Origin of the sequence: Lyngbya aestuarii BL J (assembly GCF_000478195.2) — a bacterium.
GTDB lineage: Bacteria > Cyanobacteriota > Cyanobacteriia > Cyanobacteriales > Microcoleaceae > Capilliphycus > Capilliphycus aestuarii.
In genome coordinates, this window is the sequence record NZ_AUZM01000063.1 from 1 (window position 1) to 20,678 (window position 20,678).

20 protein-coding genes are annotated in these 20,678 nt (G+C 41.7%); 9 read left to right on the top strand and 11 right to left on the bottom strand.

The genetic code is table 11. The features are described 5' to 3' along the window. The 4 genes from M595_RS21135 to M595_RS21150 form a co-directional block, all read left to right on the top strand. Positions 1-570, top strand: a 570-nt coding sequence (locus tag M595_RS21135) for an ABC transporter ATP-binding protein (RefSeq protein ID WP_040484454.1), incomplete at its 5' end; no start/stop codon positions are given. Positions 571-710: 140 nt separating this feature from the next. Further along, entirely contained in the window at positions 711-1,814 is a 1,104-nt protein-coding gene (locus tag M595_RS21140; protein ID WP_023068511.1) for a polyamine ABC transporter substrate-binding protein, read from the top strand. A 5-nt stretch (positions 1,815-1,819) separates the two neighbouring features. Next, entirely contained in the window at positions 1,820-2,731 is a 912-nt protein-coding gene (locus tag M595_RS21145) for an ABC transporter permease (protein WP_023068500.1), read from the top strand. Positions 2,732-2,848: 117 nt separating this feature from the next. Continuing rightward, on the top strand, positions 2,849-3,703 hold the full coding sequence (locus M595_RS21150; protein WP_040484451.1) for an ABC transporter permease: 855 nt from the start codon (positions 2,849-2,851) through the stop codon (positions 3,701-3,703). Positions 3,704-3,712: 9 nt separating this feature from the next. Here M595_RS21150 and M595_RS21155 read toward each other — a convergent pair whose 3' ends face one another. Together M595_RS21155 and M595_RS21160 are read right to left on the bottom strand one after the other, a co-directional pair. Next, positions 3,713-4,657 carry a class I SAM-dependent methyltransferase gene (locus tag M595_RS21155; protein ID WP_023068497.1) on the bottom strand — a complete coding sequence of 315 codons (945 nt, stop codon included), beginning with the start codon at positions 4,655-4,657 and terminating at the stop codon, positions 3,713-3,715. Between the two features lie 203 nt (positions 4,658-4,860). Beyond that, complete coding sequence (locus M595_RS21160; protein ID WP_023068504.1) at positions 4,861-6,780, bottom strand: DUF1565 domain-containing protein; 1,920 nt, start codon at positions 6,778-6,780, stop codon at positions 4,861-4,863. A gap of 336 nt (positions 6,781-7,116) precedes the next feature. Here M595_RS21160 and M595_RS21165 point away from each other — a divergent pair, with 336 nt between their 5' ends. Together M595_RS21165 and thiS are read left to right on the top strand one after the other, a co-directional pair. Next, positions 7,117-8,205 (top strand): thiamine phosphate synthase, encoded by a 1,089-nt coding sequence (locus M595_RS21165; RefSeq protein ID WP_023068507.1) that lies wholly within the window; start codon positions 7,117-7,119, stop codon positions 8,203-8,205. Between the two features lie 13 nt (positions 8,206-8,218). Beyond that, the gene (thiS, locus tag M595_RS21170) at positions 8,219-8,440 is read left to right on the top strand and encodes a sulfur carrier protein ThiS (RefSeq protein WP_023068520.1); all 222 of its coding nucleotides are present in this window, start codon (positions 8,219-8,221) and stop codon (positions 8,438-8,440) included. Between the two features lie 42 nt (positions 8,441-8,482). On the opposite strand, the gene M595_RS21175 is transcribed toward thiS, so the two are convergent. The 8 genes from M595_RS21175 to tnpA all read right to left on the bottom strand — a co-directional run bounded on the left by M595_RS21175 (position 8,483) and on the right by tnpA (position 17,372). Beyond that, on the bottom strand, positions 8,483-9,019 hold the full coding sequence (locus M595_RS21175) for a universal stress protein (protein ID WP_023068516.1): 537 nt from the start codon (positions 9,017-9,019) through the stop codon (positions 8,483-8,485). A gap of 490 nt (positions 9,020-9,509) precedes the next feature. After that, positions 9,510-9,731, bottom strand: a complete 222-nt coding sequence (locus tag M595_RS21180; RefSeq protein WP_023068494.1) for a DUF4327 family protein — start codon at positions 9,729-9,731, stop codon at positions 9,510-9,512. A 234-nt stretch (positions 9,732-9,965) separates the two neighbouring features. Next, entirely contained in the window at positions 9,966-10,796 is an 831-nt protein-coding gene (gene mazG / locus M595_RS21185) for a nucleoside triphosphate pyrophosphohydrolase (RefSeq protein ID WP_023068505.1), read from the bottom strand. A gap of 166 nt (positions 10,797-10,962) precedes the next feature. Next, a complete protein-coding gene (locus tag M595_RS21190) occupies positions 10,963-12,624 on the bottom strand; it encodes an S-layer homology domain-containing protein (RefSeq protein ID WP_023068498.1) in 1,662 nt (553 codons plus the stop codon). Positions 12,625-12,671: 47 nt separating this feature from the next. Further along, the gene (locus M595_RS21195) at positions 12,672-13,358 is read right to left on the bottom strand and encodes an endonuclease I family protein (protein WP_023068517.1); all 687 of its coding nucleotides are present in this window, start codon (positions 13,356-13,358) and stop codon (positions 12,672-12,674) included. A 346-nt stretch (positions 13,359-13,704) separates the two neighbouring features. Beyond that, the gene (gene lpxB, locus M595_RS21200; RefSeq protein ID WP_023068514.1) at positions 13,705-14,877 is read right to left on the bottom strand and encodes a lipid-A-disaccharide synthase; all 1,173 of its coding nucleotides are present in this window, start codon (positions 14,875-14,877) and stop codon (positions 13,705-13,707) included. Between the two features lie 27 nt (positions 14,878-14,904). Then, positions 14,905-16,629: an ABC transporter ATP-binding protein gene (locus M595_RS21205; RefSeq protein WP_023068510.1), complete on the bottom strand. Its 1,725-nt coding sequence runs from the start codon at positions 16,627-16,629 to the stop codon at positions 14,905-14,907. A 311-nt stretch (positions 16,630-16,940) separates the two neighbouring features. Continuing rightward, positions 16,941-17,372 carry an IS200/IS605 family transposase gene (gene tnpA, locus M595_RS21210; protein ID WP_152983606.1) on the bottom strand — a complete coding sequence of 144 codons (432 nt, stop codon included), beginning with the start codon at positions 17,370-17,372 and terminating at the stop codon, positions 16,941-16,943. Between the two features lie 29 nt (positions 17,373-17,401). Here tnpA and M595_RS21215 point away from each other — a divergent pair, with 29 nt between their 5' ends. The 3 genes from M595_RS21215 to M595_RS21220 all read left to right on the top strand — a co-directional run bounded on the left by M595_RS21215 (position 17,402) and on the right by M595_RS21220 (position 19,278). Further along, positions 17,402-18,280 (top strand): RNA-guided endonuclease InsQ/TnpB family protein, encoded by an 879-nt coding sequence (locus tag M595_RS21215; protein WP_023068508.1) that lies wholly within the window; start codon positions 17,402-17,404, stop codon positions 18,278-18,280. Next, complete coding sequence (locus M595_RS33045) at positions 18,264-18,653, top strand: RNA-guided endonuclease InsQ/TnpB family protein (RefSeq protein WP_375339251.1); 390 nt, start codon at positions 18,264-18,266, stop codon at positions 18,651-18,653. Before M595_RS21215 ends, M595_RS33045 begins: the two co-directional genes overlap by 17 nt. Positions 18,654-18,828: 175 nt before the next feature. Continuing rightward, positions 18,829-19,278: a hypothetical protein gene (locus M595_RS21220; RefSeq protein WP_023068523.1), complete on the top strand. Its 450-nt coding sequence runs from the start codon at positions 18,829-18,831 to the stop codon at positions 19,276-19,278. Positions 19,279-19,292: 14 nt separating this feature from the next. Here the strand turns inward: M595_RS21220 and M595_RS21225 are convergent, their stop codons facing one another. Then, the gene (locus M595_RS21225) at positions 19,293-20,339 is read right to left on the bottom strand and encodes a glycosyltransferase family 2 protein (protein ID WP_023068501.1); all 1,047 of its coding nucleotides are present in this window, start codon (positions 20,337-20,339) and stop codon (positions 19,293-19,295) included. Positions 20,340-20,678: the final 339 nt, after the last annotated feature.

The window sequence follows — 20,678 nt, forward strand, 5'->3', positions numbered from 1 at the left end:
CTACACAAAAATCTTGGCTTAACGTTCGTTATGGTTACTCACGACCAAGAAGAAGCCATGAGTTTATCAGATCGAATTGCCGTCATGCACGAAGGCCGCATCGAACAAATTGGAACACCCAACGAAATCTACGAACATCCTCAAACTCCCTTTGTAGCTGACTTTATTGGTGATACCAACTTATTCACAGGACAAGTAGAAGCAGTCGATCAAACCAGTCAACTGATCGTTACAGAAACAGGTTTAAAAATCGAAGCCTACCCCAAACAACACACTCAGACTCCGCCCAACTCCGATATCCAAGTGGGAGATGCAGTTGTTGTTAGTGTAAGACCCGAGAAAATTTCTTTAAATTCCTATCCGGTTAGCGGTGCGGTGAACTGTTTTGAAGGACGAGTGATCAATACCATGTATTTAGGAACTCACCTACAATACATTGTACAATTAATCTCCGGTGAACAACTGACCGTTCAACAGTCGAAAACCAATGAAGCGATCACCGATGGAGATACTCCAATATACGTTTGCTGGCAGCCAACAGACTGTTTAGCTTTGAGTAAACAAAACTAAAATCCGACTTTGCTGAGTTTACCTGCTTTTGAGCAACAGCCGTTTGTGGGAAAATAAAATCTGTTAGTTTCAATGAGTTCGACTCGAACTGTGCTGAGACAGTGCCTCCAGTGCCTCCAATCATTAGACCATTACCCAATATGATCAGGGCGGTTCTTACCCGACGTCAATTTCTTCAGACCACGCTGGCGACTGCTGCGGCTTCTACCCTTTCTAGCTGCGGTTGGACTCTGGCTGAGGTCAAAACCACACCTAATACTAGAGTAGACTCAGATACCCTTTATATCTACACTTGGACGGGTTACACCGATCGCGATTTACTAGATCGCTTTACCCAAGAAACGGGGTTAAAAGTTGTTGCAGATGTGTTTGACTCCAACGAATCAATGCTGGCTCGTCTTCAAGCCGGGGGAGCAGGAGCTTATAGTATCATCTATCCTTCTGATTATATGGTTCAGAAGATGGCAGATCTGGGCTTTCTCCGAGAGTTGGATCACTCGCTGATTGTGGGTTTGGAAGATATGTTCCCAATGTTCCAAAATCCAGTTTATGATCCCGCAAACCGCTACAGTGTCCCCATCAGTTGGGGAACAACGGGATTAATTTACAACAGTCGTCTGCTGAAAGATGTTCCTCAAGACTGGGAATATCTGTGGGAACATCAACGGGAGATCTCCAAGCGATTTACCCTTCTCAATGATGTTCGTGAGGTGATGGGTGCGACGTTGCGAATGTTGGGCTACTCCTACAACTCAACTGATCCTCAACACATTCGCCAAGCCTATGAAAAACTGGCCTCACTCCAACCTGCAATTGCTTCGTTTACCACAGATGCTTGGCGTCCTCAGATTATTGTCGGGGATTTGTTGATTGCGATGTGTTATTCAGCAGATGCGGCGGAAATTATGCCGGAAAACGAGGATTTGAGGTACATTACTCCTAAAAGCGGATCATCGCTGTGGACGGATACGCTGGTGATTCCCAAATCCGCTCCCAACCCCGAGGGGGCTTATCAGTGGATGAATTTTATGCTTCAGCCAGAAATTGCGGCTCAAGTTGTCGAACGCCTCAGTTTTGCAACTCCTTCCCAACTGGCTTTTAGAAAACTTCCGAAAAGTTTGCGAGATGATCCCACCCTGTTTCCGCCTGAGTCTGTGATTGAAAGAAGTGAATCTTTAGCTCCGATTTCTGCTGCGGTGAGCGAAATTTATGATCGCTATTGGACGAAACTTACCAGTGCTTAATCAACATGGCTGTATCGAGTAAAAATCCGTCAAATCTTCCCCATCCGACCCCCAAAACGGGTTTAAAACAAAAAGCAGGGGATCTACTCGGCCCGTTGGTATTGTTGGGGCCGGCGGGGTTGTGGCTGTTGCTGTTGCTCGTTCTCCCGACGTTGGTTATTTTTGAACTGAGTTTAGTTGAGAATATTCGACCCGGTGATGTAGTGATTCCCGATGGAATTGCGAACTATTTACGAGTTTTTGATCCGATTAATTTACAGGTGATTGGGCGATCGCTATTTTATGCTTTAGGAACGACGGTTTTCTGTTTAATATTAGGGTTTCCGGTTGCCTACTGGATCGCGATTAATGCTCCTTCTCGTTGGCGAAATTTGCTGCTGTTGGGCTTTGTTTTACCCTTGTGGACGTCTTCACTATTGCGAACCTATGCCTGGATTACGATTTTACGACCCACAGGGGTATTAAACTCGTTTTTAGGCTTTTTAGGTTTACCCGCGTTGGAGTTGCTCAACCGAACTCCGGCTGTTTTAATTGGGATGGCTTATAGTTATTTGCCTTATATTGTCACGGTTCTGTATGCGGCGTTAGAAAAGCTAGATCGGCGTTTATTGGAGGCTTCTGCTGATTTAGGAGCAAAACCAACAGAAACGTTTTGGAAGGTGACTGTACCTCAATCTAGGGCGGGTATTGCAGCGGGATCGTTATTGGTGTTTATTAGCGCTTTAGGAGATTTTGTCGATCCTGAACTGTTGGGCGGCGCTTCGAGTATGACGGTTTCTCGGTTAATTTACAATCAATTTTTAGGAGCAACTCAAAATTGGGGCTTTGGTTCGGCATTAAGTATGGTGTTAATTATGGGGGTGAGTATCGCGATTGCACTGCTGTTGAAATATGGCGATGGTAGACCCTCGAAATAGGGTGCAGGGGGAGGTGGGGTGCAGGGGGTGATGGGGAGGTAGGAAGATGGGAAACAATTACTTCTGAATTTTTCCGATGGGCGATTGCCAGATTTGATCTAACTTGATAATTTTCTCATGCAACAAGATTCAAAACAACATCATCAAAATGAGGATATTCCGATAGAAATGAGAGACACCAAACCAAAATTCAAGGTTTCTTGGCAGGTCATTTTTGTGGGATTGATGTTTTTTTATATGTACCTGCCGATTTTTGTTTTAACGTTTTATAGCTTTAATAAATCTCGGTATAGTGCGGGATGGCAGGGGTTTACATTAGAATGGTATACTAAACTTTTTCAAGATACTCGGATTTTATCCGCTTTACAAAATAGTTTAATTGTTGCCTTTGCTGCGGTGGGAGTTTCAGCCGTGATTGGGACTTTAATGGCGGTAGGATTGGCTCGGTTTCGATTTCGAGGAAAAAGTTTATATCAAGGGGTTTCCTATTTACCATTAATTATTCCCGATATTGCGATCGCTGTTTCTACATTAGTTTTTCTAGCTGCGGTGGCAATTCCTTTAAGTATTTGGACAATTGTTTCCGCTCATGTTGTCTTTTGTTTGGCTTATGTGGCGTTAGTGGTTTCGACTCGTTTAGCGGATCTCAATCCTCATTTAGAAGAAGCAGCTTTAGACTTAGGGGCGACTCCGGTGGAAGCGTTTATTCAGGTTTTATTACCAGAGTTAATGCCGGGAATTTTATCAGGTTGTTTACTGGCTTTTGTTCTGAGTATGGATGACTTTTTAATTGCCAGTTTTACAGCCGGAAGTGGCGCAACAACCTTACCAATGGAGATTTTTAGCCGCATTAGAACCGGGGTTAAACCGGATATTAATGCCTTGAGTGTGATTTTAATTATCGGTTCGGGATTAATGGCTTTTATTGGTGAATTTTTGAGAATTCAAGGCGACAAGAAACGTCAAGGCTAACTTTGACTTTTAGGGTTTAATCCCAATAATTGTACGATGACGCGGATCACTCGCAACAGTTGTTTTATACTCAAAACCAATCTCTTTTAAAGCCGCTTCTACCTCAAAGGTATAATAATCATCACTCCAGGGTTCGGTACTTTTCATTAGGGTAAATAATACAGGCGGTAAATTCTGAATAACCGGAGATTTGGGATTATTATCAACGAGGGCTAAACATCCACCAGGGCGAAGAATTCTCAAGGCTTCTTGAAAGATATTTCGTGTGGCTTGACGGGGAAGTTCATGGATGAGAAATTGGAGGGTAACAACATCAAAAAAATCATCGGGGAAGTCTGTTTTTTCAGCGTTGGCGTGTTTCCATGTAATGTCTGCTTGAGTATCTTGGTGTTTAGCGACGGCTAACATATAGGGCGACAAATCTAAACCCATAGTCTGAACGTTTGGGTTATGATTGTGTTTCAGATAATGATGTAAACTTCGGGTAGAAACTCCCACCGAACAGCCAATATCCAAGACATGATTAACCGATTTTGGGAGATAGTTGTTGAGAACTTGATGAAAACTATAACGTAATCTCTCGTGGGCGGTTTCCCAACTGATCTTTTCATTTTTCCAAACTCTCAACCCCATTGAATAGGTTGCAGACTCGGCTTCAAATGCAGCTTTCCAACATAAGTTTCCCGCGTCGTAAGCATGAAAGGGTTTGTGATAATAGTCGGGATAAATAATATTTTTATCGTTAATTTCTGAGAATATTTTTTTAACTTCAGAGGCTTCTAACTGTTGATAATGTTTTCGCCAGGGAATGCCATTTTTTTCGGCTGTTTTAATTAAAACCTGTCGGGCTTGATGTTTCATTACGCTGTAAATGGGTGGAGTTTTAATCAACACATTCACCAATTGAGATAATACATCGCCCCCCGCCCAGTCTGGTTTTATTTTAACATTCATAGGTTAGAAAAAAAGTAAAAAGACACCCGAGAGTTTCATCAATTGAGAATAGATGAATTTTCAGCTAACTGGTTCAAAAGACTTCTAGATTCTTCGCGTTGCTCATCGATGATATAGATAACAAACTCAAAAGCTCAAATGTCATGCTGAACTCCGTGAAGCATCTTCAGAGATTCTTCGCGTTGCTTAGAATAACAAGAGACTTAGTTGTAGGATTCAAGTTTAGCTCGAACTCCATTTCGGTTTAGCAATTGTATCACTTCATCGGCTTTATAACGACTTTGAAAAGCGCCCGCTTGGATAATTGAACGTCCTCCAACCACTGTCCGAAACGCATCGGGAACCACAGTTCTCACCTGTCGATAAACCCGTTCACTATTGTCCTCGATTACAACCCGATACTGTAAACTGCCTCTTAAAGCCGTTCTCAGAGGGGTTAACTGACGTGTAGCCGGACTCGCAGAAGGGCCAGTATTTAACCCGGTTGGAAGATGCCCCTCACCGCTAACGGGAATGCGAGAACCCGGAACAGGTAATACACCCGAAGATAAAGCCTGTGGGGGTGAATTTTGGCCGGGATAGGGATTCAACACTCGTCCGGTTTCTGGGGGCGGAACCGCGATGGGAATAGCGGTAGACTCATTGGTGGGGCTTGAGGAGAGGTTAGAGAGAATTAAGGGTTTGTTAGGAGAAGGATTTGACCGACGAGTGACTGGGGGCGGAGTGGAAATCGGTTGAGTTTCCGGAGGGGGAACCGCAATAGACACAGGACGACGGGTGGCGGAACGACGAGTATTACGGACGGGAGGGCGAGCGGTGGATGCTTCTGGGACGAAAACAGGTAAAGCGGCGCTAGTATTAATCGGAGAAACGGCAGAGGGGTTATTAGAAGCGGTTGAACGGTCAGCAGAGTCGTCACTAATGCGGCTAGCAAGGAGTTGTTGGGCGATGGGAGAGGGCGCATCTGGGGCGGTATAATTACCGCTGACTTGAACTGAACCTGTGGTATTAGCGAGGGTGAGTTGATTTCCGTAGGCTTGAATGACTTGGGTTTTAGTCCCATTGTTGATGTCATAACGGCCATTACTCCGAATCACATTTTGACCGGGTTCGCTTGTCGTTCCCAAGTCGGGTAAGGCGGTTGCAATCGCCACAATCCCATCTCGTTCGTTGCGTTCGATATAATTATCTCTTAAAATCGGACGGGCGTTGGCTTGGATAACCACACCATCTTTATTAAAAATAATCCGATTTCCGGCAATAAACGGAGCGGCATTTTGGGAGATATTAATTCCAAACCCAGTATTTTGAAATTCATTATTGCGAATTTCAGGGCGAGAGGAACCAAACACGGTAATTCCATTGGCGCCATTTTCGCTAAAATTATTTTCTTGAATTAAAGGCGCCCCTGTCCCAACCACAGAAATCCCATCATGGGTATTCCTTGTAAACGTGTTGTTGGAAACAATCATCGAAGTCGATTCTACCCATAATCCATACCCTCTCGGATTGGGATTTGTGACTGTCACCCCACTAATTCTTGCACCGTTGGCGCCGAGAACCGCAATATCTTGTTTGGCAAAAGTGCGACTGGTATAGAACCCCCCACCCGAGATGATAATGGCTTCTCCGCGAGTGTTAGGATTGCCTTGAACGGTGATATTGGGTCGCAGCATCAGGGGAAATTGTTCCCCGGTTTGGGCGCTGTAGGTTCCGGGTGCGAGGATAATCGCGGTATTGGGTTGAGCCAGGGTTAAGGCTTGAGTAATGGTTCTCAAGGGAGACTGTTGGGAACCGTCCCCGGTATCATCTCCGACTGAAGCACTCACGTAAATAATGTTAGTGGGAGTATTGGGAGACTGAGGGGTTTGAGCCACTTGTTGGGTGAGCAATGGTTCTGCTAATGTCTCTGTAGGAGCTATACCCAGGTGAAAACCTGTGAGAGCAACGAGCAAAAGCGAGAGTCTTTGAAATCGAGAACTCCATTGCAGATGAGTAGACTCATCGTTGAGATCAGAGCGATAACGTTGAGAACGTTTAGTCAAGCTCAACTTTTGATGATCAAGCTTGAGATTGAGATTGTGTGAGGTAAATTCACAGTTGCGGTGGGATGCTGAATTCACGGCTGTACTCCGACAAACTGTTGTAGAATTGCAAAATCTAACGAAAAATTGGAATTGCGTCAAGTATGCCCTATTATGGGACGCTTTAAAAGCTTCAGTCATTTTATATCATTAAGAATTTTTAAGGTCTATCTGATTCAAAATCTGATGATAGATAACAGACTTCCTCATGTATTCATAAATTAAGGCGAAGGGTTCAGTGCTATTCGTGAGAGTTTGGAGACTTTGTGATCCCTTTTGCAAGATTGCCTATTCCCTGTTGCCTACGCAAAGCGCTATAGTAGCCTGCGGTTCTTTTGTAATCGGGCAAGGTAAATACAGATTGAGGTGGGTTTGATGGCCGATCAACAAAGTTGGGATAAACGGGTACAGCCCGCCCTCTATCGCATTCTAGACGCAAATTTAGATCGCGCTCGTGAGGGGTTGAGAATTATTGAAGAATGGTGTCGCTTTGGACTCGATAGCGCCGAATTGGCGGAAGAGTGCAAACAGTTACGACAAGAACTGGCTCACTGGCATACAATGAAATTGCGTCTATCTAGAGATACTCCCGGCGATTTAGGGACGGAGTTAACTCATCCCCAAGAAGAAAAACGGGAGGGAATTGATAGCGTATTGCAGGCGAATTTCTGCCGCGTAGAAGAAGCCTTACGGGTACTAGAAGAATACGGCAAAATTTATCATCCCGATATGGGTGTATCGTTTAAGCAAATGCGCTATCGAGTTTATACCCTCGAAAGTCGGTTATTGGCTTATCAACGGTATCAACTCCTTGATGATGCTTATTTGTATTTAGTGACTTCTCCCTCGGATAAAATGTTCTCGATTGTAGAAGCGGCTCTCCAAGGCGGACTGAAATTGGTACAATATCGAGACAAACAAAACGATGATGAAATTCGGCTTCAAAATGCCGAAAAACTTTGTGAACTTTGTCATCGGTATAATGCTTTATTTATTATGAATGATCGCGTCGATTTGGCGATCGCTTCTAATGCTGATGGGGTTCATCTCGGACAAAAAGATATTCCAATTAGTTTAGCTCGTCAGTTACTCGGCCCTCAACGAATTATTGGACGTTCAACCACGAACCCCCAAGAAATGGAAAAGGCAATTGCACAGGGCGCGGATTATATTGGAGTTGGGCCTGTCTATGCAACCCCAACCAAAGCAGACAAACCTGCTGCGGGCTTAGATTATGTGCGTCATGCGGCTCAAAATTGTACAATTCCTTGGTTTGCCATTGGGGGAATTGATATGAATAATTTTGATGATGTTATGTCTGTTGGCGGCGAACGAATTGCTGTTGTTAGAGCGATTATGGAAGCTGAACAACCGACACTGGTTACGCAGTATTTTCTGTCTCAACTCACTCGTGTTCAAACGTTACGGGCTTACAATATTTTACCTAATCCTTCATCAAATTAACCATTAAATTCTGATGTCTGAGCTAGTACAACTTCAGGTTAATGGAGACGTAAAAACCTGTTCTCCTCACACGAAATTACCCGATTTTTTAGAGCAGATGGGGTTAAATCCCCGTTTAGTGGCTGTAGAATATAACGGCGAAATTCTGCACAGACAATTTTGGGAAGCTACAGAAATGAAAGCGGGAGATGTTTTGGAAATTGTCACCATTGTTGGTGGGGGAATCACACTTTAATCAATACTTTCTAGTTTAATTTTAAAGGATCTGAACTTACAATTAACTAAAGATCGCTTGAGCGTTAGAAACTGATAGGTTTTCAGCACAATAAATTCCCGTTTGAATCATAAACACAGAACAAGAGGCGTTATTCAAGACATAGCTACTGACGCGCCTTGAGAACAATTCTGACCATTTGAAGCGGTTTCGTCGTCCGATCATCACTAAATCTGCACCCCAATCTTCAGCTTGCTCACAAATTGATCCACTCGGATTTCCGACTTGATATTTGTATTCTACAGAAACCCCTTGAGAGATTGCCTGATCCCGATAAGCTTGTAAACTGTGACGAACTTTGTCTATTTCCTCGACCCAACTTTCTTGACAAAAGTTTTGTAGTGTTTTGTGTAAGTTGATATTTCCTAATGCTCCAATTCCCACTAAAGGATTGATTGTTTCTTCGTTTTCCCACGAAATACAATGAAATAACATCAATTTACTTCCTTCAGTTTTGGCGAGTTTGAGAGCTTCTTGAAAAACTGTTGCTGCTTCTAAGCTTGAACAGTCTAAGGCGACTAAGATTTTCTGAAAAGCCATGATTTTTTCCTCTCTTAATATTAGATATTGATCTTGAACTCTATCTTTAAAAATGTCAACTTTTGATCAAGGTGAGATTATACAAATACCCGATGTCCATTTTTACTTCTAGATTTGAGCCGGACATCTAACGAAAAACTGGGTTTGTGAGCGGGTTTGACCGGAAGGAGATTTTTTAGGAATAAATTCAGATTTCGATGGATAATTGGTAGCCTAATCTACAGATCCATTTATAACTTATCTTCATTGTCGCCGAAAATGGAGATTTTAGATAGCTATTTTTCAGTTTATTTACAAATTCTTGCCAAAACCTATACTGTGTAGTAGTCAATGACAACTCTCAGGATTGAAGGCTGATAATTTTCTCTCATAAAAGAAAAAAATAACCCAAAAAATCTGGGTTAGGAATAATTTCAACTTATACAAATTGATAGAATTTTATCGACTGTTTTTCTTTAGACAGATAAAATCTTCTGGTTATAAAATTGGGTTAGTCTTCGTGCCAATCCTCAGAGCCAATCAAATCAATAATCCGATCTCGCAGTAAAAAGTCGTGATCTTCTAGTTCACACTCAACGCATTCCCAGTCTCGGGAAGGAATATATTGACAAAGGGTGTAAATCGGTTGATGACAGCATACAACGCCCTGACAAACTAGCTGACGGGCTTCATCTTTGATGAGATCAATTGAATAAACTTTGGTTTGAAGCATTGTTCATCTCTCTCCCCTGATATTAAAACAACTATCCAGCACAATTTCAACTCTGAACAGAACTCAAGAACAAAACGGCTGGAAATCAAAATTCAATTTCCAACTCAATTGTCCTATAGCTTGAGCATTTTTATCTATTTACTTTAAGATTATTAACACAAAGTTTCTCCCCCTCAAAGTGGCAATCCACTCAAGGTTTGTGTTAAGCTGTAACTAGAAAGATAAAATGGGTAGTTATTTTGCCAGTTGAGCTTTAGCGGTTTGCCAAAGGGCTTCTAATTCTTCTAAGGTGTAGTCTGATAAAGGGCGATCGCAAGCTTGTTCCAGTAAAGAAAATCGCTGAATAAATCGCTGATTCGTCCCCTGTAACGCTGCTTCGGGATCAAGTTCAGACCATCGCGCTAAATTCACCAAAGTAAATAAAATATCTCCTAATTCCGCTTGTTGGTTGGCTTTCTCCTCATGCAAAAGAGCGTGTTCAAACTCAGCTAATTCTTCGTGAAACTTCTCCCAAACTCCCTCAATATTATCCCACTCAAACCCTACAGATGCCGCTTTTTGAGAGATTTTCATCGCACCCATCAACGGGGGAAGTTGACGCGCATACCGACTCAGTTTAGACGATAACAGTTGAGTGTCTGGGTTTTCTCCCTTTTCTACTGCTTTAATTTTTTCCCAATTTTCGTGAACTTCTTCTACCGTTTCCACCTCAACTTCTGCGAATACATGAGGATGACGACGAATCAACTTTTCTGTAATGCAATTGGCGACATCTTCAAGCGAAAATTGTTGAGACTCGCTAGCAATTTGGGCTTGTAAAACCACCTGAAGCAATAAATCTCCTAACTCCTCCGCGATCGCTTCTACATCGCCACTACGGATAGCATCCACCACCTCATAGGCTTCTTCAATGACATAAGGAGTCAAGGTTTGAGGCGTTTGGGCGAGATCCCAAGGACAACCCCCATCCGGCGATCGCAACTGGGCGACAACATCAATTAAACCTTGTAAAGCGGTTAAAGTTGGCGATAAAGCTTGAGGATGAGAGTTTTGAGATTCAGACATGATTGGGTGTTATAGCACTATTAGAAAAGGTTAAAACATATTTTTAAAAATGGGTAGGGTACATCAAACTATTATTTTCGTCAGTCTTCAGAAATGGGTGGGTGCATTAATTTTTGATGGTGACGAGTCTTCAGAAAAATAAATCAATTGAATACACCCGATGATGCTAATAAGATGAATTCCAGATCAAAGCCCCCTCAGAAGTTGCCATTGCAAATAAATTCCCCTGTGGGCTAAATAAATTCTGTTTCGCACTATAAATTGTCATTGGAGAAACATTAGGCGGAAAAACCAACTCAAAAGTATCATTGTTTCCGACATAAAAAAAGTTAGCCCCCGCGACTGTACCACTAGCATAATAAGTTCTTCCATCCCCAGAAAGAGTTCTGTTTTCACTGGTTCGATCTACAGGTAAGTCAACGTTAAATCGTAACATTCCTGTTGACATATCCCAAACTCGAACATTAGTAGAAATGGGAAAACCGCCAACAAAACCTAAAACTGCACTCAGTAAAAATTGACTATCTATGCTAAAAGTGATGTCATCAATAGACGTTTCTTCCTTCCATGTATAGAGTAATTCACCTGTGCTAACATTCCAAACTTTCACTTCTCCTTGAGTATTATAAGTCGCAAATTTTTGACTATCGTGACTAAACACCAATTGTGATAATCTCGGAGGAATAATTAAAGTTTGGACAGTTTTACCCTGCTGAATATTCCAAAGTTGAATCTCTCCATAATCAGACCGTTGAGGATCAATACTTCCGGCAAAGGTTGCTAAAATCTCTCCATTTGGGCTAAATTCTAAGAGAGTTAAAAACTTTTCATCTAAAATAAAATAATCTAAAAATTGGATCTTTTCCAAGGTTTGAATTACTTGACTCGTGCGATTTAAAAGTTTGATGCTAAGTTCTTTTGTCTCAGTGTAATAAACATAGAAGGCGATAACTTCTGCTGTTTGATTGAGGGCAAAACTCAGATAGATTTGATTGTTTTCCTCTGCAATAATCTCTATAGAGTTTCCTGTTTTAACATCCCAGAGTGTGATTCCAGTTTGTGGCTGATAAGTTCCTATAACTTGTTCGTTATAACTCCAAGCAATGGCTTTTGCAGATTCAGATAATTTGCGCTCAAATTGATTGTTTTTCCAGGGATTAGCAGGAGGAAAATCAGGAGAAATTAGCGGTTCAGTAATGAGTTGAGAATCGACTCGATCTATTTGTCCCGGTTGTAAAATAGATTGAGCGATAAAAACGGCAATTTCCGCCCTTGTTGCAGGTTTATTGGGGGTAAGTTTTTTTAGACTACTGTTAGGATGACGAACAACAATTCGCTTTTCTAAAGTTGCTGCAACACCAGAATTAGCATAACTCGGAATCTCTGCGGAATCCTCAAATAGTTGATTCAAAGAGTTGATCAGTTGAGGATTTGCTTCTAAGTTTAAGCCACTGGCTAGCGCTACTAAAGCTTGCACTCGGGGAATATTTTGTTGGGGCTTAAATACTCCACCCGGATAACCAGAAAGAAACTGCCGTTCATAAGCCCAACGGATTGCTTCAAATGCCCAAAAACTGGAGGAAACATCAGCAAATTTAATCGCTTTTCGTTTGGCTGGAGTATTAGGAAAGGCTTTCTTTAAAGCGGCTGCAAATTCCGCCCGAGTCATTAAATTATCGGGTTTAAACTGGCCATCAGGATAACCATTAAATAAACCTGAATATCCTAACTCTTTTAGACAGTTTTCCGCCCAATGATTTTCAATATCTAACCAGATTTCATCGGGAGTTAGAAGATTAAAAGGTTGTTCTGTTTTTTCTGGTTTCATCGTTTTAGCTTAATTAAGATGATCGGTGCTTTTCTAAAGTTTAACAGTTAGTCTTCTGGAAATGACTTGATATTTTTACAAGAAATTAAATTGGGATTATCGATAAAAGGATTGCGATTTCCTTGCAGTTCTTCGATGCGATCATTACGAACTCGTTCAGTCTCATCTACAGGATCAGTACAATGCCAAGCTGTTAATAAGTCTTTCAGTTGATCATCACCACCTGGAGGGGCAATTTTAGCGCCATATTCTTTGTTCATATAAAAGATAGAACGAGCAATATTTCCTCGGGATATCGGGCGAGGTTCAACTAATTCTTGTTTACCATTCAGTTCAAAATCACAGCCTTGAATGATTGAATCTCCAGGGATAATTGCAAAGCTATAATTGGATCGTTTGCTGTTATAATAGCTTAAAGACGGATAGAGATTGTGTAAATCTGCTTCCATATGATTAAAGCGATCGCTCACTTTTCGGCATTTTTTGCGAGATGTTCCTGCACACCCTGCGGCTTCTTTCATCCAAGAGGCGGGATAAACGTGTTCAATATTAAAAGAACGATCACCAGGGGTTAATTTTTCCCCACAGTAAAGTTCTTCTCCACCTTTTGAATACAGTTCTCCCCAAAATAAATCTTGGGCTTTACTGTAGTTACGAATTTGAGTTTGATCGGCTAAGGCTGGAGTTGTAAACGACAAGATCAGCAATAAAAGAACAGTCGCTAGAGTTCTCATAAGTTCAGGTTTTTTGAGGGTTGAGGGGGTAAGAGAGTTTGTTTGTTCAACAGATACTCTTGCTAAACTTTCTGTCTACTTCGAGGTTATATTGAGTCTTACCGGAAGAAAAATCTAAATTCAATCTTCAGTGTTGTTTTTAGAAGTAGAGACAACAGGCGATCACCGACTGGGAGTAGTATAATCCAATCCGGTCACGAAAAGATCACGGTTAAAATTTTTGATTAGAGGTAAAGGTTATTGCCCTGAAAAACGATTCCCTCTAGGTGTTGATCTCCCTCAATATCAAGATTGAATCAATATCAAAATTGAATATAATCAAGAGAATAAAAAACAATTATTGTTTTTAAAATACACGGTTCATGATTTCCGCCGCCGCCCGATCACACACCCCTATTTCTCCTAAAGATTGTCGCATTTCTTGATAGTCTGCTTGCATTTTTTGACGACGTTGAGGATTATTTAAAAGTTCCATGACTTCTGATACAATCCTTTCTGGTGTGGCTTCTTCTTGAAGTAATTCAGGAACAATAGATTTCATTTGAACTAAATTCGGGGGTGACATAAACGGAATCGAAAATTTTAGGAGATTTCGAGCGATCCAAGCTGTCACCGGACTGACGCGATAAATGACAACTTGCGGAACATTTAACAACGCAATCTCTAAGTTAACTGTTCCTGATTTTGTAAGCGCTAAATCTGCACTGGCTAAAACATTTAAAGTCTGATTAGGATCAATGTCAGTCGGGACTAATTTAGCCTTTAAACCATATTTTTGAATTGACTTTTCAATGGAATCCTGGTATTCTGATAATGAGAGAGGAATCCAAAACCGAACTTGAGGCAATTTAGACTGAATAATTTTTGCCGCCTTAAACATGACAGGCATTAAATACTTGATTTCTTGCCAACGGGAAGCAGGTAAAAGCGCGATCGCAATTTCATCGGGTGGAATTCCTAATTTTGTTCTGGCTTCTTCTCGACTGGGAGCGGTTTGCATCCGATCAATTAAAGGATGACCTACCCAGGTGACATTTGCCCCTTTTGTTTGAAAATAACGGGCTTCTTCGGGAAAAATAGCTAACAGTCGGTTTGTGATTTTGACAATTTCAGCCGTATTTTTAGACCCCAAAGACCACACCCATTCTTGGGGAGCGATGTAGTAAATAATCTGAATTTCAGAAAAATGACGACGGATATAATTACCAAGATTAATATTCGGCCCCATGTAGTCAATTAAAACAACTAAATCAGGCTGATTTTGTTGTAAATAGTTCTGAACTTGTCGCTGAATTTTGAGACTGGGAAATATATAAGGCAAAGATTCTAAAATGCCTACTGAACCAATACTCGCTGTATTTCCTAACAATTTTGCTCCGGCTTTTTCCATCCGAGTTCCGCCTAAAGCGATAATTTCTAAGTCTAGATCTAAATTTTGGGCTTGACGGTAAAGGCTTTCAATTAACATCGCCCCTTGTAAATCACCCGAAACTTCACCTGTACAGATTAAAATTTTCATCTCAGTTTAAAAAATAAAAATAAATATTTAACTAAATTGTTGAGCATAATAGCGAGCATATCGTTCACCCTTTTCTAATAACTGATTATGAGTTCCTGACTCGACAATTTGACCCCCTTCTATCACTAAAATGCGATTTGCCCGTCGTACCGTTGCCAAACGATGAGCAATGACAAATACAGTTTTATTTTTCATTAATCGCTCTAATGCTTCTTGAACTAAAGCCTCTGATTCTGAGTCTAAAGCAGAAGTGGCTTCATCTAAAATTAAAATTCTAGGGTTTAATAATACTGCCCGAGCAATTGCAATTCGTTGTCTTTGTCCTCCTGATAAATTTACCCCTCGTTCCCCAACTAAGGTTTGATACCCTTCGGGAAGTTGAGAAATAAACTGATGTACATTGGCAATTTCTGCGGCAGTTTTCACCTCTTTTAAATCATAATAAATTTGACCAAAAGCAATATTTTGAGCCACCGTTCCTGAGAATAAAATCACCTCTTGCGGAACAATCCCAATTTGTTTTCGTAGACTACTCAGAGTCACTTCTCGAATATTTACACCATCAATTAAAATTTGACCGAGTTGGGGATCGTAAAATCGAGGAAGCAAGTTTACTAACGTTGTTTTTCCCGCCCCAGAAGCCCCGACTAACGCCACCATTTCTCCGGGCTTAACCGTTAAATTTAGGTGGTTTAAAATCGGTTTTTCAGGAAGATAAGCAAAGTTAATATTTTGATATTCTACTTTTCCTTTAACCACTGGAAGTATAGTCGCGTCTGATCTTTCTCTAACTGTGGACTGAATCGCTAAAAGTTCAAAGAGGCGATCACAAGAGGCTTCACCTTGTTTAAATTCACTATAATTACTGGTTGTTAACGCAATCGGATCAATTAATAAAGCAACAGCAGTCACATAACTAATAAATTCAGTTCCCGTTAAGTTATTTTGGGAGATTTGCCACCCCCCCAACAAGAACAAAAACACAATACTCATTGCTTCTAAAAAACCAACCACCACAAACTGAATTGCTTTAATTTGTTCAGCCCTAAATTTGGCGCGTCGGTTGTATTCTGATTCCAGTGTAAAACGAGAAATTTCGTAGTCTTGAGCGGAAAAAGCTTGTACTAAACGAATCCCATTGAAAACTTCAGTTAACAGAGAAGCGAGGTTAGAAGTGCGAGTTTGACTATGGCGACTAAAAGTTAGCAACTTTTCCCCAAACCAGCCAATTAATACTGCCATTAACGGAGCAACAATTAAAGTGCCGAGAGTGAGTTGCCAGTTAATATAAATCATGTACCCCAACACCACAATAAGCTGTAAAATGCAGGGGGTAAACTGATGAAAGAATTTATAAATAACTTCACCAACCCGATCAATTTCTTCGGTGAGACGGTAAGAAAGATCGCCTGTTTTTGCGGTTTCAAAATAACCGACACTGAGTTGATGGAGATGGGTATAAACCTGTTTTCTGAGATCGAGGGCGATCGCTAACGCCGCAGAAGCCATTAACGTATCTTGACCATATTGAACCGTACCCCGAACCAGAAAAATAATTGCCGCTAAACCTGCAAATTGGGCGATCGCATTGACATCACCCTGACCAATATAACCGGCAATTTCACCAACCAGCCAAGCCAGCAACGGCCAAAATGCCGTAAAACCGAGTGTACACGCTAAAGCTTTGGCGATCGTTTGCCAGTGGGGACGGAAAAAGGGGAGAAGTTGCCAGTAAGAAGACGACTGTTTCAAGTTGCGTTCGCCAAAAGAACGGCTATTATGATTAGCTTTTCAGGATTTGTCCGTTCTGTCAATGATATCGATTTAGCGATCCCAATCAACTGTTATACAGTCCAATTTGAACAGATTACTTTCCCGATTTCCCCATCCCTCAAATTTGAGTTCAACGAGTGCTTGCGGTTTTACTCTAGAAGAATCAGGAAAATGAGTTTAATCTAATCAAAACCATCAGTTTATTTAATTTTGCAGTGCAATAGGCGACTGACTGGGGGATTGACCGATCCAACTAAACGGGCAAGGGGTCTCCCGTTATAATCTCCGATTTAGCGGGAGGGGAATTGCCCGACGGGGTATGCGTGATCTTGAACATAACTTTTCAATTGTTCTATTGTTACACCGCCACAAGATGCAATAAAGTAAGAACCTGTCCAGAAAACTTTTTTGTCGCCATAAAACTTTTCCAGGTGTCCTGCAAACTCTTGACGTATCAGACGACTGGTAACGGTTTTGATATTTGCTATCAGTTTAACCGGAGCCACTTTAGGGTTAAGGTCAACTAAAAGGTGGATATGATCAAGTTCACCGTTGAACTCAATCAGACTGCACTCCCATTGGATGCAGGTATCAGCACAGATTTGATTCAGTCTGGTTAATATTTCGTCTGTAATAGTTTTTCGCCTGTATTTGGTCACGAATACAATATGTACAGTAAGACGATAAACTGACCTATTGCTTTTAGTATAGTTACCTTTCAAAATATCACGATAAGTGCTACAATTAATTCATGATACTCACTTACGTCTACCGAATCAAGCCCAGTACCGAACAGATAGCCACGATTGAAAAGTGGTTAGAACTGTTGCGTCGTCACTGGAACTACGCGCTCGGTGAAAGGCTTGATTGGTTAAATAGGACTCGTTGTCAGAGTGATAGGTGCAGTATTATCAGTGAGCCGATTGGGGATATACCTGAACCAGTAACATACTACACTCAGCAATCAGCTTTAAAAGAAACTAAGCGGTTGTTCCCGGAGTACAAAAAAATCTACGCAGAGACGCAACAGGTTAACCTACAGCGGCTTAACAAAGCCTGGGAACGATGGAGAAAACCGGATGCGACCGGAAAACGTGGAGGGCGACCTCGGTTCAAAAAACAAGGTCAATTACGGTCATTTGTGTTTCCGCGAGTAAACAACTCCAAAGCAGGAGCGCATATCAAAGATGGAGTGCTTAAGCTGAGTCGGATTGGTGAGATACCTGTGGTGATGCACAGACCCATACCGGACGGTTTTACTCTCAAACAATGTACCATCATCAAAAAAGCAGACGGCTGGTATGCCTGTTTTTCCGTGCAAGATGATACCGTCCCTGAGTTGTTACCTGTCGATGAGGTTAAATCTGCTGTTGGTATTGATGTTGGCTTAGAGAAGTTTCTGACCACATCAGATGGTGAGGCTGTTCCTATTCCACAGTTTTACCGTAAAGCGACTGATAAGTTGGCGACTGCTCAACGGGTCATGTCTCGTCGTGTGAAGGGGTCTAAAAATTGGGAGAAGGCTAAACAGAAAGTCGCTTTGTTGCACCTGCATTTAACCCGTTGCCGAAAGGAATTTCACTACCAGGTTGCACATTGGTTATGTAGTAAGTATGACTGTTGGTCATGAAAATTTAAACATCAAAGGATTAGCTAGAACTCAGCTAGCAAAATCAATACATGATGCGGCGTGGGGAGCATTTCTGGAAATCTTACAGGCAGTGGCGGTCAAACGCGGTCTGATAGTTGAGAAAGTTGATCCACGAAGGACAAGCATTGAATGTTTCAATTGTGGAGTGAGAGTTGAGAAAAATCTGGCTGATAGAGTTCACAACTGTTCCAGTTGTGGTGTTTCGATTGACCGGGACTGGAACAGTGGTCTCAATATTTTGAATCGTGCATTAATGGCGGTTGGACTGCCGCTCAATGGCTGTGGTAAATCAATTATTGATATTGAGGAGCAGCAAGTCTCATTCGTGAGTTTGAAGAAGCCCACATCATAATCTCTGATTTGATGTGGGAGTAGTCACTGATTACAGAATTATTACAGATTGTTCAATCGAGGGTTTCTCTAATTTGTTAATAAATGTTAAAGTAAAAAAAGTAAAAGCTGAAAACCTTGTCCCTAAGCCAAGCGAAGGAGCGGCAACAGAGGACGTACTACATAAAGGACTGACTATGCTACCTCAACCGATTTTCGACAATCGCGCTCTCAACGAATCATTCTATCAAGCTTTAATCAATCGTTTTCACGACTCTTTGAACCTCGCGACCCAAAGCCGACTCGGAGAATGTAGTTATGGTATGGTTCCGAGTCCAACTGGAGTTATGACCGCAGCACGCGGTCATCGGCAAGCCCCGCCTTTTCAAGGCGGGGAACCGATGACCTTTATGATCATCGCTCCTTCTCGCCTAATTGCAGAACAATTGGTTCAAGAGATCGGGATCATCTTGCAGCGAGTCAGCACCCTAATGGCAGGTATAGGACAAGTTGGAGTATGTATTGCTCCTTCCCAAGAAGCAGTAGAGCGTTCAGACTCATCGAAACAATCTGAACACTCTCCCCAAGTTCCACCTCGTAATATGGCTTGCAAAATCTTTCCCATTACTTCAGACTTAGATTCTTAAGCCTTGAGCCTCAGCTAAGAACGCGGGGTGAGATGCTGAGATTTAGAGTTTTTTGTCGTCACGACTTCTCGAACTCGATAAATGGGTCGATTTTGAGACTCGTGGTAAGTTCGCATCAACACCTCAGCTAAGAGGCCAAAGCTGAAAAGTTGAATACCCGTTAGGGTGAGTAAAACAGCGAGGATCAGCAGAGGACGATCACCAATACTCTGACCTAAACCGTATTTGAGGAACGTCAAGTACATTCCAGACAGAACCCCAACTAACAGCGAAAGCATACCCAGTAACCCAAAGACGTGCATGGGTCGAGTGAGGAACTTTTTTATAAAGGAAATCGTTAACAAATCCATCACCACTCGGAAGGTGCGATCCAAGCCATACTTGCTGTGACCAAACTGACGAGCATGATGACGCACAGGTATTTCTGTAATTCTCGCCCCTTCAATCACAGCCAAAGCGGGTAAAAATCGGTGTAACTCCCCATAGAGTTTGAGATCGGCCGCCACCTCAGCCCGATAAGCTTTTAAAGAACAGCCATAGTCATGAAGTTTGACATCTGTCATCCGTCCAATGATCCAGTTGGCAATTTTTGACGGCAGTAATCGTGTTAAAGCCTTATCCTGTCTGTTTTTACGCCATCCACTCACCACATCGTAGCCTTCATTGAGTTTATCTAGCAGCATGGGAATATCGGCCGGATCATTTTGCAAGTCCCCATCAAGAGTAACAATTACCTCACCGCGAGAATGATTAAATCCAGCCGACATTGCCGGAGTTTGTCCATAGTTGCGTCGGAGAATCACCGCTTTCAAAATGGGATTAGTCGCGGCGAGTTTTCGGAGAAGATCGGTTGATCCGTCTCGGGAACCATCATCAACACAAATCAATTCATAGGTTAAACTGGTTTGCTCTAAGCTGTTTTGAATCGCCTCAATTAGTCTAGGAAGACTTTCAACCTCATTGTAAATCGGTACAACAATAGAAATTTGAGGGGTTTCGATAGTTTCTGGGGAGAGAGGGTGAGAGGAGAATGGCTCTACTGAGGTGTGTAAACTATCCATAAGTTGTTATTTCAGCAATTAATGATGGGTTGAGGTTTAGGTGTTCAACAGAATTATCAATTATGAATTATCAATTACAAATTGATGACCTGAAAGTTTGGGGGAAATCCAACGAATTATCAGTGATCAATTATCAATTATGAAAATTGAAGAATTGAGAGAACAAAAGAGATCTCTATCCTTGCCTCAATCAATCTGGTGCTTCCGAACGCGATTTGGCTTCGACTGTGGGACTTGAATTGAATTCAAGTGAACGGACAAGTTCGGCAATTCTACATTGATAATTTTTTCCCCTTTTCATCATTCAGAATTCTACATTCATAATTAAGTTAAACTTGG